Source organism: Streptomyces sp. KM273126, assembly GCF_004337435.2.
Classification (GTDB): Bacteria; Actinomycetota; Actinomycetes; order Streptomycetales; family Streptomycetaceae; genus Streptomyces; species Streptomyces acidicola.
The window spans coordinates 1,114,996-1,128,963 of sequence record NZ_SJXB02000001.1 but is presented as its reverse complement, the minus strand read 5'-3'; the positions used below and the strand labels follow the sequence as shown (position 1 = coordinate 1,128,963).

14 protein-coding genes are annotated in these 13,968 nt (G+C 69.4%); 6 read left to right on the top strand and 8 right to left on the bottom strand.

Features of this window, described 5'->3' with window-relative positions:
- Positions 1 to 48: 48 nt before the first annotated feature.
- From E0500_RS04725 to E0500_RS04710, 4 genes are all read right to left on the bottom strand, one after another.
- A complete protein-coding gene (locus tag E0500_RS04725) occupies positions 49 to 1,647 on the bottom strand; it encodes a substrate-binding domain-containing protein (protein ID WP_131568568.1) in 1,599 nt (532 codons plus the stop codon).
- Between the two features lie 205 nt (positions 1,648 to 1,852).
- Complete coding sequence (locus E0500_RS04720; RefSeq protein WP_131568566.1) at positions 1,853 to 2,857, bottom strand: LAETG motif-containing sortase-dependent surface protein; 1,005 nt, start codon at positions 2,855 to 2,857, stop codon at positions 1,853 to 1,855.
- Positions 2,858 to 3,042: 185 nt separating this feature from the next.
- The gene (locus E0500_RS04715; RefSeq protein WP_131568564.1) at positions 3,043 to 3,357 is read right to left on the bottom strand and encodes a hypothetical protein; all 315 of its coding nucleotides are present in this window, start codon (positions 3,355 to 3,357) and stop codon (positions 3,043 to 3,045) included.
- 48 nt (positions 3,358 to 3,405) lie between these two features.
- Positions 3,406 to 5,106: a sodium:solute symporter family protein gene (locus E0500_RS04710; RefSeq protein ID WP_131568582.1), complete on the bottom strand. Its 1,701-nt coding sequence runs from the start codon at positions 5,104 to 5,106 to the stop codon at positions 3,406 to 3,408.
- A gap of 211 nt (positions 5,107 to 5,317) precedes the next feature.
- Between E0500_RS04710 and galT the strand changes: the two genes are divergently transcribed.
- The 3 genes from galT to galK all read left to right on the top strand — a co-directional run bounded on the left by galT (position 5,318) and on the right by galK (position 8,606).
- Positions 5,318 to 6,379 (top strand): galactose-1-phosphate uridylyltransferase, encoded by a 1,062-nt coding sequence (galT, locus tag E0500_RS04705; protein ID WP_131568562.1) that lies wholly within the window; start codon positions 5,318 to 5,320, stop codon positions 6,377 to 6,379.
- On the top strand, positions 6,376 to 7,353 hold the full coding sequence (gene galE / locus E0500_RS04700; RefSeq protein ID WP_131568561.1) for a UDP-glucose 4-epimerase GalE: 978 nt from the start codon (positions 6,376 to 6,378) through the stop codon (positions 7,351 to 7,353). Before galT ends, galE begins: the two co-directional genes overlap by 4 nt.
- 86 nt (positions 7,354 to 7,439) lie before the next feature.
- Positions 7,440 to 8,606, top strand: coding sequence for a galactokinase (gene galK / locus E0500_RS04695; RefSeq protein ID WP_131568559.1), 1,167 nt, complete (start codon positions 7,440 to 7,442; stop codon positions 8,604 to 8,606).
- A 151-nt stretch (positions 8,607 to 8,757) separates the two neighbouring features.
- Here galK and E0500_RS04690 read toward each other — a convergent pair whose 3' ends face one another.
- Positions 8,758 to 9,213: an N-acetyltransferase gene (locus E0500_RS04690; protein WP_131568580.1), complete on the bottom strand. Its 456-nt coding sequence runs from the start codon at positions 9,211 to 9,213 to the stop codon at positions 8,758 to 8,760.
- Positions 9,214 to 9,465: 252 nt separating this feature from the next.
- On the opposite strand from E0500_RS04690, the gene E0500_RS04685 reads away from it, so the two are divergent.
- Positions 9,466 to 10,230 carry a response regulator transcription factor gene (locus E0500_RS04685; RefSeq protein ID WP_131568557.1) on the top strand — a complete coding sequence of 255 codons (765 nt, stop codon included), beginning with the start codon at positions 9,466 to 9,468 and terminating at the stop codon, positions 10,228 to 10,230.
- A gap of 42 nt (positions 10,231 to 10,272) precedes the next feature.
- Here E0500_RS04685 and tamR read toward each other — a convergent pair whose 3' ends face one another.
- Positions 10,273 to 10,770, bottom strand: a complete 498-nt coding sequence (gene tamR, locus E0500_RS04680; RefSeq protein WP_030844890.1) for a MarR family transcriptional regulator TamR — start codon at positions 10,768 to 10,770, stop codon at positions 10,273 to 10,275.
- Positions 10,771 to 10,900: 130 nt separating this feature from the next.
- Here tamR and E0500_RS04675 point away from each other — a divergent pair, with 130 nt between their 5' ends.
- The gene (locus E0500_RS04675; protein ID WP_181586873.1) at positions 10,901 to 11,707 is read left to right on the top strand and encodes a trans-aconitate 2-methyltransferase; all 807 of its coding nucleotides are present in this window, start codon (positions 10,901 to 10,903) and stop codon (positions 11,705 to 11,707) included.
- 8 nt (positions 11,708 to 11,715) lie between these two features.
- A complete protein-coding gene (locus E0500_RS04670; protein WP_131572122.1) occupies positions 11,716 to 12,078 on the top strand; it encodes a VOC family protein in 363 nt (120 codons plus the stop codon).
- Positions 12,079 to 12,111: 33 nt separating this feature from the next.
- Here E0500_RS04670 and E0500_RS04665 read toward each other — a convergent pair whose 3' ends face one another.
- The gene (locus E0500_RS04665) at positions 12,112 to 12,777 is read right to left on the bottom strand and encodes a TetR/AcrR family transcriptional regulator (protein WP_131572120.1); all 666 of its coding nucleotides are present in this window, start codon (positions 12,775 to 12,777) and stop codon (positions 12,112 to 12,114) included.
- Positions 12,778 to 12,784: 7 nt separating this feature from the next.
- Entirely contained in the window at positions 12,785 to 13,816 is a 1,032-nt protein-coding gene (locus E0500_RS04660; RefSeq protein ID WP_131572119.1) for an acyl-CoA desaturase, read from the bottom strand.
- Positions 13,817 to 13,968 lie beyond the last annotated feature (152 nt).

Sequence of the window (13,968 nt, the reverse complement as noted above, 5' to 3'; positions counted from 1 at the left end):
GCCACGGCCACGGCCGTGACCACGTCAACCGTGGCCTGCCCCAACGGCCTAGTCGCCGTCACACCTCATCTCCTTGACCTTCGAGTCCCTCAGCTCCCGGCACGGGAGGAAGCCCCGGCCCTCCAGGAGCTTCGAGACTCCTCGGCTGCGCAGGAAGTCGAGGAAGTTCAGGGTCAGTCCGGACGCGCCCTCGCGGGTGTAGAGGACCTCGGAGGCCCAGAAGGGGTAGTCGCCGTTGAGGACGTTCTCCTTGGTCGGGGGAGTGCTGTTGAGCGGCACGGTCCGTACGTTGGGGAAGAAGGGCAGGGCGTCGGCCTCCGCGTACCCGATGGCGTTCTTCGTCCGGTTGACGTAGTCGAGCAGTTCCATCGTGGAACTCACGGAACAGACTCCGGTTGAGCCGGTCGAGCCAGCCGTGCACGGAGGGGCCGACGTCGTGCCCTTTCCGCCCGTCACCCTCGCCTCGAAGGTGTCCCTGGTGCCCGAGCCGTAGTCCCGGACGACCGCCACGGGCGTTTCGGCGAGGCGTCCGTCCTCGTCGCGGAAGCCGCCTCCGGTGAAGATCTGCCCCAGTTGGTCCTGGGTCAGCCCCCGGTCCCAGAGTGACTGGCCGGGGCCCAGGTCCTGCGCGAGTGACTGGTTGGCCACGACGGCGAAGACGATCACACCGACGTTGTGGGCGTCGAGGCCCTTCTCCGGCTCCTGCCCGGCCACAGTGTCCACCATGGCGATGGTCTCGGCGGCCGTGTTCGAACGCAGTTCCTCCAGCCCCTTGCTACTGCCGTTCGCCTCCAGCACCACGTCCGTCTCGGGGCACTGCTCCTCGTACGCCTCCTTGACCTGGTGGGCGAGGGGAGAGAAGGCGGTCGAGCCCGTCACTGTGAGCCGACGGGCCTGGGAGCAGGTGGCGTCCAGCTTGAGGCTCTCGTTGTTGGCGTAGACACCGGTGCCCAGGCTCAGGGCTGCGACGAGCGTCACGACGATGGCGGTGGCCAACCGGCGCCTGGCTCGCCCGGCGGTCTTCTTGATGCTGCCGCCTTTCAGCTTTCCGTCCGAGGTGATCTTGGGCGGCTTCGCCGAGGAACCGGCCCCGTCGTCCTCCAGCAGCACCAGGAGGCGGAACGAGTCGCGCCGGTTGAGGGTGAAGGCCGGCAGGACGATCGTGTCGGCCTGCCCACTCGGGGCCCGGACCGTGGCCTGCCTCACGCCGGAGCCGGTGTCGTCGGTCGGCTCTGCGTCCGCAGGCACGGGCACCTGCGGACGCAGAGTCGCCTCCAGCGGCTCATCGGCGTCCCGCACCTTGAAGTGCACGACCCTCTTGCCCGTGAAGGTGAAAGCGAGAGGGGCGGCGAAGTGCTCCGGTTCGAGCGTCTGCACACCGGAGTTGCGCACCTCCAGCATGACCAGGCTGCCTTCGCTGATCTGACGGCCCTGCCAGTGGATCTCCCACATGCCGGGCGGCGGCTGGTGGTTGATGTGCTTGTTGATGGGCCCGTTGTAGACCTCGCTCCAGCTGATGCGCCGCCACCCCTGGTAGCGGTCCAGCCAGAAGGCCACGAGGCTCGCGCTCAGGGCACATACCAGGGCACCCGCCCACAGTTGCCCGTTGCTCAGCCCGTCGAAAAAGTCGGCGATCGTCTCGACCATCTCAAGTCCCCCTACTTGAGCACCGAATCAAGGGAACAGATGGTCGGTAGTCGACGCTTCAACAGCGTGAGAAGCAGCGGTCCCGTATGTGAACGGGGCGCGAACAACGCCCCCGCATGCCCCCGCATCCCTTCCGAACGGCAGGCTTTTCGGCCGGCGCGTGTCCGGCGTCGGCCCAGGGGCCCGCGTCCGAGTCACGCCGATGTCACGCCTGTGCGTCACCGTTCCTGCGACGTCGCACCACGATCACCGCGCCCGCACCGGCCACCACGGCCAGGCCGCCGATCGCGCCGATCACCGGGAGGGCGGACGACGAACCCGTCGCCGCGAGATCCCCGTTGACCGAAGGGTCGGACGTGGCGCTCTGCGACGCGTCGGCGGTCGGCGTCGCGCTCTGCGAGGCGCTCGCGGTCGGCGCGGGCGTCGCGCTCGCCGTGGGAGAACCGCCGCCCTCCTCACCGTCGCCCTCCCCGCCGTCGCCCTCCTCGCCGGGGGCGACCACGTCGAAGTTGGCCGATGTGGTCGTGCCGTCGGTGCAGTGCTTCTCCGGGTCCACGTAGGTGCCGCCGCCATCGGCGTAGGCGGAACCGAGTGTGGCCTTGGCGTCGAGCCGCAGGCGGAACTTCAGGTCGGCGGACTCACGGGCGTCGAGGTTGGTGTAGCCGATGATGAGGCCGGTCTCGCGGTACTGGTTCTTGTCCTCTTCGCTCAGGCCCTCCCATGTGCCGCTGTCGGCGTCCCAGCGCTCCAGGTAGGCGTACTTCCACAGGTCCGCGTTCTCGCTGGCCTGGCCGTTGTCGACGCTGACGCTCCCCTGGACCTCGCCGAGCGGTGTGCTGGTGGTGTTGGCCACGTTCAGGGTGAAGGTGTGCCAGCCGCCGCCCGCCGCGATCTTGCCGGGCAGTCCCTTGAGACCGAGCTTGATCATGGAGAAGGGGCCGTTGCGGCAGGGCGTCGGCGATGCGGTGGGCTCAGCGCTCGACGGGTTGGAGGCGGCCGTCGAGGCAGAGGGCGATGCCTCCGCGGAGGGTGACGTGGAGGAGGCAGAGGGGGTCGCCTCCACGGAGGGCGACGTGGACGCGGAGGGGGACGCCGGCGATCCGTCGTCGGCCTGGGCGGCGGTCGTGGTCAGTAACACTGCCCCGATCGCGGAGATGGTGGAGATCGCGGCGGTTGCGGCGGTTGCCGACAATGTGCGACGCAGTTTCATGGTGGGTGGGTCCTTGTGGCGTGAGGGGGAGAAGAGTCGGACGCATGTGTTTGATGCCGGGGACCCAGGGTGCGTTGTAGGCGGTTCGGAGTGTTCGCGATGCGTTCAACGGGAGTTCAAGGGAGGCGGGTTTGAACGGAGGGAGTTCGAACGGGGCCGTCCCTCTGGCCCGTATACAGCCGCCCTCACTCCTCCGGCGGCCCCTCCCGCGGCTCCACCCCCTGCGCACCCTGCTTCATCGGCCGCAGCCGCAGCCACCCCAGGAAGAACAACCCCAGGGCCAGCATCCCCAGCCCCGTCCACAGGTTGATGTTGACGCCCTCGGCCTTGTCGAGGTCGGCTTCGGAGGCCGTGAGGCCGGCGAGCGTGACGATGACGCCGTAGAGGGAGAACAGGCCGCCGATGATGCGGCGTACGTCGAACAGGCGGGCAGCCGTGGCCGACCTGCCCTCCAGTTCGGTGACCTCGCGTTGCGCGTCGTGCTCCGAGTACTCGGACATGGGGGCACTCACTCCTTGAGAAGACAGTGGGGACGTCAGAGGGGGGCGTCAGAACGAGAACGAGAACGGGATGTAGCAGGCCGCCGCCAGGACAAGCGCCCCCCAGCCCAGCAGAGCGGGCCTGCGGTACCACGCGTCGTCGCCCTCGGCGGGCGGCTCGGCCATGCCGGGCGAGCGCGTGCCGTAGACCAGGCCCTGGAGTTGGGCCTCCGGTTTCGGGGCGGTGAACAGGGACACCGCCACCATCACCACCGCGCCGGCGACGAAGCCTGCGATCGCGGAGACGAAGTTGGCGCCCTGGTCGGAGGGGATGCCGACGACGCCCTGCTTGTAGAGGACGAAGTAGTTGACCATCGCGGCCGTTGTGCCCGCCAGCAGGCCCCAGAAGCCCGACTTCGTCGACGACCGCCGCCAGAACATGCCGAGGAGGAAGACCACGAACATCGGGACGTTGAAGAAGCTGAACAGCGTCTGCAGGTAGCTCATGATGTTCGAGAAGCTCGACGCCAGGAACGCCGTGCCGATCGAGGCCAGCACGCCGACGGCCGTGATCAGGCGGCCGAAGCGTACGTAGTAGCCGTCCTCTCGGCCCTTCACCACGTACTTCGCCCAGATGTCGCTGGTGAACACCGTGTTGAAGGACGACACGTTCGCCGCCATGCCCGCCATGAACGCCGCCAGCAGGCCTGTCACCGCGATGCCGAGGACGCCGTTCGGCAGGAGGTCCTCCATCAGGTACGGGATCGCGTCGTTGTACTGGAGGTCCGAGCCCGGTGTGCCGATCTTCGGGACCAGGACCGCGGCGACCAGGCCCGGGATCATCACGAGGAACACGATGAAGATCTTCGGGAAGGCCGCGATCAGCGGGGTGCGCTGGGCCGCCGAGAGGTTCTTGGCGGACAGTGCGCGCTGGACCTCCGCGAAGTTCGTGGTCCAGTAGCCGAAGGACAGGACGAAACCGAGGCCGAGGACGATCGTCAGCCAGTTCGCGCCCAGCGGGTTGTCGCTGCCGATGCCCGTGCCGCCCCACGCGGTGACGAAGTCGCCGCCGTGGCTCGCCGTCAGTGAGTCGGACAGGCCGTCCCAGCCGCCGACCTTCTTCAGGCCGAGCACGGAGAGGGGAATGAGGGCCGCCAGGATCACGAAGAACTGGAGCACCTCGTTGTAGATGGCCGAGGACAGGCCGCCCAGCGTGATGTACGCCAGGACGAAGAAGCCCGCGACCACGATCGACACCCACTCCGGCCAGCCGAGCAGCGCCTCGACGACGATGGCGAGCGCGTACAGGTTCACCCCGGCGATGAGGATCGCGGCGAAGGCGAAGAGCGCCGAGCTGAACAGATGAGCCGGGCGGTCGAAGCGCAGGAGGAGGAACTCCGGTACCGAGCGCACCTTTGACCCGTAGTAGAAGGGCATCATCACCAGGCCGAGGAAGACCATGGCGGGGATGGCGCCGATCCAGTACCAGTGGACGGTGTAGACGCCGTACTGGGCGCTGTTCGCGGCCATGCCGAGGATCTCGGTGGCGCCGAGGTTGGCCGCGACGAAGGCCAGGCCGGTGACCCAGGCGGGCAGGGAGCGGCCGGAGAGGAAGAAGTCGAGGCTGGTCTTCACGGAACGGCGGGCGGCGAAGCCGATGCCGAGGACCACGATGAAGTAGATCGCCAGGATCGTGTAGTCGAGCCAGTTGGTGGGGAGCCGCAGCTCCGCTGCCAGGTGCGTGGGGGGCTTGGGGGACTTGGGAGGCATGGCGGGCTGCTCTGCGAGGGATGTGGGGATTCGCATGGGGAGCTCACTTCGCTCACTTCGCTTGCGTTGCTGACTTCGCTTGCTCTGCTGACTTTGGCTGGTGAGCTTTGTTGGATTGTGATAGTGACCGTCGTGCGGATTTGTGGTTTGATGTGTTCGCTTCTGTTTGATGCTTTGGATGGTTTGATCGGTTACGGATGGGGAGTCCGCCGTGAAGAAGACCTCGACCCGGCTGGCCGACGGTCGTGAGCTGATCTACTACGACCTGCGCGACGACTCGGTGCGCGACGCGGTGGACCGGCGGCCGCTGGAGCGGACGGTCACCACGTCCGAGGTGCGTCACGACGTGCTCCTCGGCGACTCGGTCGCCATCGCCTCGCACCGCCAGGGCCGCACCTACCATCCGCCCGCCGATGAATGCCCCCTGTGCCCGTCCCGGGGTGACCGGCTGAGCGAGATCCCCGACTCCTCGTACGACGTGGCCGTGTTCGAGAACCGCTTCCCGTCCCTCGCCGGGGACTCCGGCCGCTGCGAGGTCGTCTGCTTCACCTCCGACCACGACGCGTCCTTCAAGGACCTGACCGAGGAGCAGGCCCGTCTGGTCCTGGAGGCCTGGACCGACCGCACCGCCGAGCTGTCGCATCTCCCCTCCGTGGAGCAGGTGTTCTGCTTCGAGAACCGCGGTGCCGAGATCGGCGTCACCCTCGGACACCCGCACGGGCAGATCTACGCCTACCCCTTCACCACCCCGCGCACCGCCCTGATGTTGCGTTCACTCGCCGCCCACAAGGAGGCGACCGGCGGCGAGAACCTCTTCGACGCCGTACTGGAGCGCGAGCTGGCCGACGAGCGGATCGTGCTCCAGACCGAGCACTGGGTCGCCTTCGTGCCGTACGCGGCGCACTGGCCGTACGAGGTGCACCTCTACCCGCGCCGCCGAGTCCCCGACCTGCTCGCGCTGGGCGAGGACGCTCGCACAGAGTTCCCCAAGGTCTATCTGGAACTCTTGAAGCGCTTCGACCGGATATTCGGCGAAGGTGAGCCCCCGACGCCGTACATCGCGGCCTGGCACCAGGCCCCGTTCGGCGCACTGGAGGAGTTCGACGGCGTCGTGCGTGAGGACTACGCGCTTCACCTTGAGCTTTTCACCATTCGCCGCACTTCCGGCAAGCTGAAGTTCCTCGCGGGTTCCGAGTCCGGCATGAACGTGTTCATCAACGACGTGCCGCCGGAACGCGCGGCCGAGCGATTGCGAGAGGTAGCGAGTCAATGAGCGGTAAGTACCTGGTCACCGGTGGCGCGGGCTATGTCGGCAGCGTGGTCGCCCAGCATCTGCTGGAGGCGGGCCACGAGGTCGTCGTCCTCGACAACCTCTCGACCGGCTTCCGCGAGGCGGTGCCCGCGGGCGCCTCCTTCATCGAGGGCGACATCCGCGACGCTGCCAAATGGGTGGATTCCACCTTCGACGCCGTCCTCCACTTCGCCGCGAGCTCACAGGTCGGCGAGTCCGTCGTGAAGCCCGAGAAGTACTGGGACAACAACGTCGGCGGCACGATGGCGCTGCTCGCCGCCATGCGCTCGGCGGGCGTCCGCAAGCTCGTCTTCTCCTCCACCGCGGCGACCTACGGCGAACCCGAGACGACCCCCATCGCCGAGTCCGCACCGACGTCCCCGACCAACCCCTACGGCGCCACCAAGCTCGCCGTCGACCACATGATCACCAGCGAGGCGACGGCCCACGGCCTGGGCGCGGTCAGCCTGCGCTACTTCAACGTGGCGGGCGCGTACGGGACGCTTTCCAATGGCACGTTCGGTGAGCGCCACGACCCCGAGTCGCACCTCATCCCGCTGGTGCTCCAGGTCGCCCAGGGCAAGCGGGACGCCATTTCCATCTTCGGCGACGACTACGCCACGCCGGACGGCACCTGCATCCGGGACTACATCCACGTGGCCGACCTGGCGGAGGCCCACCTGCTCGCGCTGGACGCGGCCCGGCCCACCGAGCACCTGATCTGCAACCTCGGCAACGGCGAGGGCTTCTCGGTCCGCGAGGTCATCGAGACAGTGCGCCGGGTGACCGGCCACCCGATCCCGGAGGTCATGGCCCCGCGCCGTGGCGGCGACCCGGCGGTGCTGGTCGCGTCCGCGCAGACGGCCCGTGAGCGGCTGGGCTGGAACCCGTCGCGTGCGGACCTCGCGGGGATCGTGGCGGACGCTTGGGAGTTCGCGCAGCAGCGCGACAAGTGATGTGAGGGCCGGAGTCCGAGAGCCGGCCCCATAGGAAAGGTCAGGGTCAGGGGATGAGCGTTGCGGGCGCTGAGGCGGGGGCTGGGATGGGCGCTTCCGCTGTCGCGGATGTCGCGGAGCGGTTCAGGGAGCAGTACGGGGCCGAGCCGGAGGGAGTGTGGGCAGCGCCGGGCCGGGTCAATCTGATCGGCGAGCACACCGACTACAACGACGGCTTCGTGATGCCCTTCGCGCTGCCGCACACCACGATCGCGGCCGTCTCACGCCGCACGGACGGCATCCTGCGGCTGCACTCGGCGGACGTCGAGGGCGGCGCCGTGGAGCTGACCCTCGACTCCCTGGCCCCGGAGTCCGACCGGAACTGGACGGCCTACCCCGCCGGCGTGGTCTGGGCCCTGCGCGAGGCCGGCCACACGGCGATCACGGGCGCGGACGTCCACCTGGCCTCGACGGTCCCGACGGGTGCTGGCCTGTCGTCGTCGGCGGCGCTGGAGGTCGTGGTCGCCCTCGCGCTGAACGACCTGTACGAGCTGGGCCTGCGGGGCTGGCAGCTGGCCCGACTGTGCCAGCGCGCCGAGAACGTCTACGTGGGCGCGCCCACCGGGATCATGGACCAGACCGCGTCGGCGTGCTGCGAGGCCGGTCACGCCCTGTTCCTGGACACCCGGGACCTCTCCCAGCGCCAGATCCCCTTCGACCTGGCGGCGGAGGGCATGCGCCTGCTGGTCGTCGACACCCGGGTCAAGCACGCCCACAGCGACGGCGAGTACGGCAAGCGCCGCGCGGGCTGCGAGAAGGGCGCGGCGCTCCTGGGCGTGGACGCGCTCAGGGACGTGCCGTACGACGGACTGGACGCGGCCCTGGCCCGCCTCGGCGACGAGGAGGAGGTCCGCCGCCTCGTCCGCCACATAGTGACGGAGAACGAGCGGGTGGAGCGGGTCGTGTCCCTGCTTCAGGCGGGCGACACCCGTGCCATCGGCCCCGTCCTCGTCGAGGGCCACGCCTCCCTGCGGGACGACTTCCGCATCTCCTGCCCGGAGCTGGACCTGGTGGTCGACACGGCGCTGGCCGCGGGTGCGGTGGGCGCCCGTATGACGGGCGGCGGCTTCGGCGGCTCGGCCATCGTGCTGATCGAGGCCGCGGACGAGGAGACGGTCACCAAGGCGGTGGAGGAGGCCTTCGCGACCGCCGGCTTCACGGCACCCCGGGTGTTCGCGGCGGTGCCGGCGGCGGGGGCACGGCGGTTGATGTGACCGCAGGGACGGAGGGGCGGCGGGACGGAGGGGACGAAACCGCTCCGCCCGCCTGTCACCGTCGTCGGCACGTCACCGTGCTTGGTAGGTCACCGTCCTCGGCAGGCCACCGGTCGTCCGCCCGACACCGGTCACGAGGCCGTCCTGGACGTCACCCCAGCCGTTTCGTCAGCGTGTACTCCGTGATCCCCGGCGGATAGCCGGGGATCACGCACACCACGTCGTACCCCTGCTTCTTGTAGAAGTCCGGTGCCTGGAAGTCCCATGTCTCCAAACGGGAGTTCCGGCAGCCCCGGTCGGCCACGGCCGTGCGTTCCGCCTCGGAGAGGAGGCGGGAGCCCAGCCCGGCGCCCCGGCAGCGTTCGTCGACCCACAGGTAGGTGACGTGCAGCCAGGTCGCCCAGGTGTGCCCGACGAGCCCGCCGGCCAGGCCTCCGGAGGCGTCCAGTGCCCACACATGCAGCGGAGCCTCACGTTCGCCAGGTGTTCCGCGCAGGGAACGGAGCACCGGGGAAGCCGAAGTGTTCGTCTCCCGTAGTCGGGAACGCAGCAATTGGCTACGCTCTTTGTCGACTTCCGTCACAACACGAAACATACGGCTCACCATAAACGCGCCGGCCAATCAGTTCTGCGATTTTCCTTCCGCTGCCTGCCCTCGGCCTTACTCTGATGGACAGCATCGGTGGGGGCCGGTGCTGATCAGGGGGCGAGACAGTCGGGTACGACGCCCGAAGTGGGGGTAGCAGTTGCAGCACGGCGGCGGCCGTGCCGTTGCGGCAGCCCCGATCCCAGGTGGATGACCGGGAGCACTTCGGGCGCCGTACCTGCGCCGGTCGTCCCCCGACCAGTGGGGGTATCAGTGGTTCGCATCCGAGTCCTGGTCGTCGACGACCACCGCATCTTCGCCGAGTCGCTCGCCGCGGCCCTTGCCGCCGAGCCCGACGTCGACGTGTCCGCGGCCGGCAGCGGCCCCGCCGCGTTGCGCTGCATGGAACGCGCGGCGGCGGAAGGCCGCAGGTTCGACGTGCTGCTGGTCGACGCGGACCTCGGGGGCAACGCCCCCGGGGCGCGACCGGCCGCCGTACCCGTGCGGGAAGGCAAGGAGGACGGGCTCGTCGACGGCATCTCACTCGTCGCCGGCGTCCGCTCCGGGCAGCCGGGCGTACGGACCGTCGTCCTCGCCGAGAAGGACGACCCGCGCCGCGCCGCACTCGCCCTGCAGGCCGGGGCGTCCGGCTGGGTCGCCAAGGACTGCTCGCTGTCCCGGCTGCTCACCGTCATACGGGGTGTGCTGCGTGACGAGACGCATCTGCCGCCCGCCCTGCTCACCGGCGTGCTGCGGGAGCTCACCGCGGCCAGGAAGCACCGCACCGAGAGCGAGCGGCTCGTCGAGTCCCTCACGCCGCGCGAGCGGGAAGTCCTGCAGTGCATGGTGGCGGGGCTGGGGCGCAAGGCCGTCGCCGAGCGCCTCTTCCTGTCCCCGCACACCGTCCGCACACACATGCAGAACGTCCTCGGGAAGCTCGGGGTCCACTCGACCCTCGCCGCAGTCGCACTCGCCCGCCGCGCCGGTGTCGGGCCGGTCGACCTGGGGCCTGTGTCGAAAGTGGCGCCTGCCGGGTGACCGCGTTCCGGGTGACGCCCGACCCGCCCTCCGCCGCAGGCCCTAGCCGGGAATGTTGTCGAACGGGGCGGTCAACTGGCGTAGCAGCCCGGCCAGTTCACCTCGCTGGGCGCGCGACAGCTCCGCGAGGATCGCGCGCTCCTGGTCGAGGAGGCCCGCCAGGGCCTGATCCGCCCTGTCCCGGCCCTCGTCCGTCAGCCGGACCAGGACACCCCGGCGGTCGCTGGGGTCGGGCAGCCGCTCCACCAGGCCCTTCTTCGCCAGCCGGTCGATACGGTTCGTCATCGTGCCCGAGGTGACGAGGGTCTGTGTGAGCAACTGACCGGGGGAGAGCTGGTACGGCGTCCCCGCGCGCCTGAGCGCGGTCAGCACGTCGAACTCCCACGGCTCCAGCTGGTGCTCGGAGAACGCCAGACGGCGCGCCCGGTCCAGGTGCCGGGCCAGTCTGCTCACCCGGCTGAGCACTTCCAGCGGCTCCACGTCGAGGTCCGGGCGCTCCCGGCGCCACGCTGCGACCAGCCGATCGACCTCGTCCTCCATGGCGATCAGTGTAGTGGTTGTGTCGATGTGAAGTCTCTTGACGTCGAGCGTATTGCAAGTAAATCTCTTGACTTCGAGATATCTGGCTGTCACGGTGAAGGTGCGACCTGAGCCACGAGGAGATCCGCCCATGTCCCCCACCGCCCCCGTCTGGGACCCCCACCAGTACCTGCGCCACTCCGGCCACCGCGCCCGCGCCTTCATCGACCTGCTGGCCCACGTACCCGAGCTCCCCGCCGGGCGCCCCCGCATCGCCGACCTCGGCTGCGGCCCCGGCAACGTCACCCGCCTGCTCGCCGACCGCTGGCCCGGCGCACACATCACGGGCCTCGACAACTCCCCGGAGATGCTCGCCGAGGCCGCACCCCTGGCCGGCCCCACCCAGGGCGGCGGCCACCTCGACTTCACGCCCGCGGACGCCACGACATGGGCGCCCACGGAGCCGTACGACCTGATCCTCAGCAACGCGACCCTCCAATGGGTACCCGGCCACGTCACCCGCTTCCCCGCCTGGGTGGCGGGCCTCACCCCCGGAGGCGTCCTCGCCTTCCAGGTGCCGGGCAACTTCGACTCGCCCAGCCACCGGCTCATGCGCGAACTCGCCCACTCCCCCCGCTGGAAGGACCGGCTGGGCGACACGCTCCGCCACGACGACGCGGTGCTGACCCCCGCCGACTACCTGCACCGGCTCGCCGGCCTCGGCTGCGAGGTCGACGCCTGGGAGACGACGTACCTCCATCTGCTCCAGGGCGAGGACCCCGTCCTGGACTGGGTGAAGGGCACCGGACTGCGACCGGTCCTCACCGCACTGGGCGACGACGCCGAACCGTTCCTCACCGAGTACCGCGCAGCCCTGCGCGAGGCGTACCCGGCGACCGGGCACGGCACGGTCTACCCGTTCCGCCGCGTGTTCGTCGTGGCCAGGAAGTCGCAGTGACCGAAGTGATGATCACCGCCCTTGACCATGTGCAGCTCGCCGCCCCGCCCGGCTCGGAGCGCGAGCTGCGCTCGTACTACGTAGGCGTCCTCGGCATGACCGAGATCCCCAAGCCACCGGCACTGGCCGCCCGCGGGGGCTGCTGGTTCCGGGCGGGAGGCGCGCACCTGCACCTGGGGATCGACAAGGACTGCCGGCCTGCGCGGAAGGCGCACCCCGGGCTTCGGGTCCGGGACATCGAGGCGCACGCCGCCCGGCTCGAAGCCCACGGCGCGCCCGTCACCTGGGACGACGACCTCCCGGGCCACCGCCGCTTCTACACCGAGGACCCCGTGGGCAACCGCCTGGAGTTCCTGGAGCCGAACGGCTGATTCGATCCCCCACCCCTTACGGACGGATCAGCGTCAGTTCTTCCGGCGGCCTATCAGATGCGGCTTCGCCTCCAGCCCGTCAAGGCCGTGCCACGCCAGGTTCACCAGATGGGCGGCCACCTCGGCCTTCTTCGGGCGGCGGACGTCCACCCACCACTGGCCCGTCAGCGCGACCATGCCGACCAGGGCCTGGGCGTACAGAGGGGCCAGCTTGGGGTCGAAGCCGCGGCTCTTGAACTCGCGGCCCAGAATGTCCTCCACCTGGGTCGCGATGTCCGAGATGAGCGAGGCGAAGGAGCCCGTGGACGTGGGGATGGGCGAGTCACGGACCAGGATGCGGAAGCCGTCCGTGTACTCCTCGATGTAGTCCAGCAGCGCGAAAGCCGCCTGCTCGCACAGCTCCCGCGGATGGCCGGCCGTCAGCGAGCTGGTCACCATGTCCAGCAGACGGCGCATCTCACGGTCCACCACGACCGCGTACAGGCCCTCCTTGCCGCCGAAGTGCTCGTACACCACCGGCTTGGAGACCCCGGCCTTGGCCGCGATCTCCTCCACCGACGTGGCCTCGAAGCCCTTCGCGGCGAACAGGGTGCGACCGATCTCAAGGAGTTGCTGACGCCTCTCGGCACCCGTCATCCGGGTTCGGCGAGGGCGCCGCTGCTTGTCGCTGCTGGAGGTACTGCTCGAGTCGGTCGCCACCCGTCAATCATGCCGCCTTGGCGGTCTCCCGCTTGCGCCGGGAGCCGTCCTGCCCCGTGTTCCGGCGGGAATCGATACGCGAGCGTGACGGCCAGCGCACGTCGTACGCCCATCCGCACAGCTCGAACCAGCGGATGAACCGCGCCGAGGAGTCGACCTGACCCCGCTCCACACCGTGCCGCGCCGACGTCGGGTCCGCGTGATGGAGGTTGTGCCAGGACTCCCCGCACGACAGGACCGCCAGCCACCACACGTTGCCCGAACGGTCGCGCGACCTGAAGGGACGCTTGCCCACCGCGTGGCAGATCGAGTTGATCGACCACGTCACATGGTGGAGAAGGGCCACCCGGACGAGCGACCCCCAGAAGAACGCCGTGAACGCGCCCCACCAGGACATGGTCACCAGACCGCCGATCAGCGCGGGCAGCGCCAGGGACACCACCGTCCACAGGAGGAACTGGCGGCTGATCGTACGGATCGCCCTGTCCTTGATCAGATCCGGCGCGTACTTTTCCTGCGGCGTCTGCTCCTCATCGAACATCCAGCCGATGTGCGCCCACCACAGGCCCTTCATCAGGGCCGGGACCGTCTCCCCGAACCGCCACGGCGAGTGCGGGTCGCCCTCGGCGTCCGAGAACTTGTGGTGCTTGCGATGGTCGGCCACCCAGCGCACCAGCGGCCCCTCGACCGCCATCGAGCCCGCGATCGCCAGCGCGATCCTCAGCGGACGCCTGGCCTTGAAGGAACCGTGCGTGAAGTAGCGGTGGAAACCGATCGTGATGCCGTGGCAGCTCAGGAAGTAGAAGAACACCAGCAGACCGAGATCCAGCCAGCTCACCCCCCAGCCCCAGGCCAGCGGCACCGCCGCGAGCAGCGCGAGGAACGGGACGATGATGAAGAGGAGCAGCGCGATCTGCTCTATCGAACGCTTCTGCTCGCCGCCCAGAGTCGCCGAGGGCTGTGCGGTGCCGGTCGCCGTGGTTCCTTGGGAATCGTTCGCCTTCGGGGCGTCTTCGATCACATCGGAGCTTGTGGTCATGGGGCGTCCCCTGTGGGGTTCGAGGGTGGAGGCAGATGCCTGCGGCAACGGCCCGTGGGGGACGCGGTGGCGTTCCCTACGGTTCCGTAACCTACGGCATCGTAAGTATGGCAGCGCCGCGCCCGGCGGCAAGAGCCCGACGGCCTGCGCGT

Coding starts and splice junctions, on each gene's coding strand:
- E0500_RS04660 (WP_131572119.1), bottom strand. CDS start 13,816: ATGACCACAAGCTCCGATGTGATCGAAGACGCCCCGAAGGCGAACGAT.
- E0500_RS04725 (WP_131568568.1), bottom strand. CDS start 1,647: ATGGTCGAGACGATCGCCGACTTTTTCGACGGGCTGAGCAACGGGCAA.
- E0500_RS04715 (WP_131568564.1), bottom strand. CDS start 3,357: ATGTCCGAGTACTCGGAGCACGACGCGCAACGCGAGGTCACCGAACTG.
- tamR (WP_030844890.1), bottom strand. CDS start 10,770: ATGGAGGACGAGGTCGATCGGCTGGTCGCAGCGTGGCGCCGGGAGCGC.
- E0500_RS04670 (WP_131572122.1), top strand. CDS start 11,716: ATGATCACCGCCCTTGACCATGTGCAGCTCGCCGCCCCGCCCGGCTCG.
- galE (WP_131568561.1), top strand. CDS start 6,376: ATGAGCGGTAAGTACCTGGTCACCGGTGGCGCGGGCTATGTCGGCAGC.
- E0500_RS04675 (WP_181586873.1), top strand. CDS start 10,901: ATGTCCCCCACCGCCCCCGTCTGGGACCCCCACCAGTACCTGCGCCAC.
- E0500_RS04690 (WP_131568580.1), bottom strand. CDS start 9,213: ATGGTGAGCCGTATGTTTCGTGTTGTGACGGAAGTCGACAAAGAGCGT.
- galK (WP_131568559.1), top strand. CDS start 7,440: ATGGGCGCTTCCGCTGTCGCGGATGTCGCGGAGCGGTTCAGGGAGCAG.
- E0500_RS04710 (WP_131568582.1), bottom strand. CDS start 5,106: ATGCCTCCCAAGTCCCCCAAGCCCCCCACGCACCTGGCAGCGGAGCTG.
- E0500_RS04720 (WP_131568566.1), bottom strand. CDS start 2,857: ATGAAACTGCGTCGCACATTGTCGGCAACCGCCGCAACCGCCGCGATC.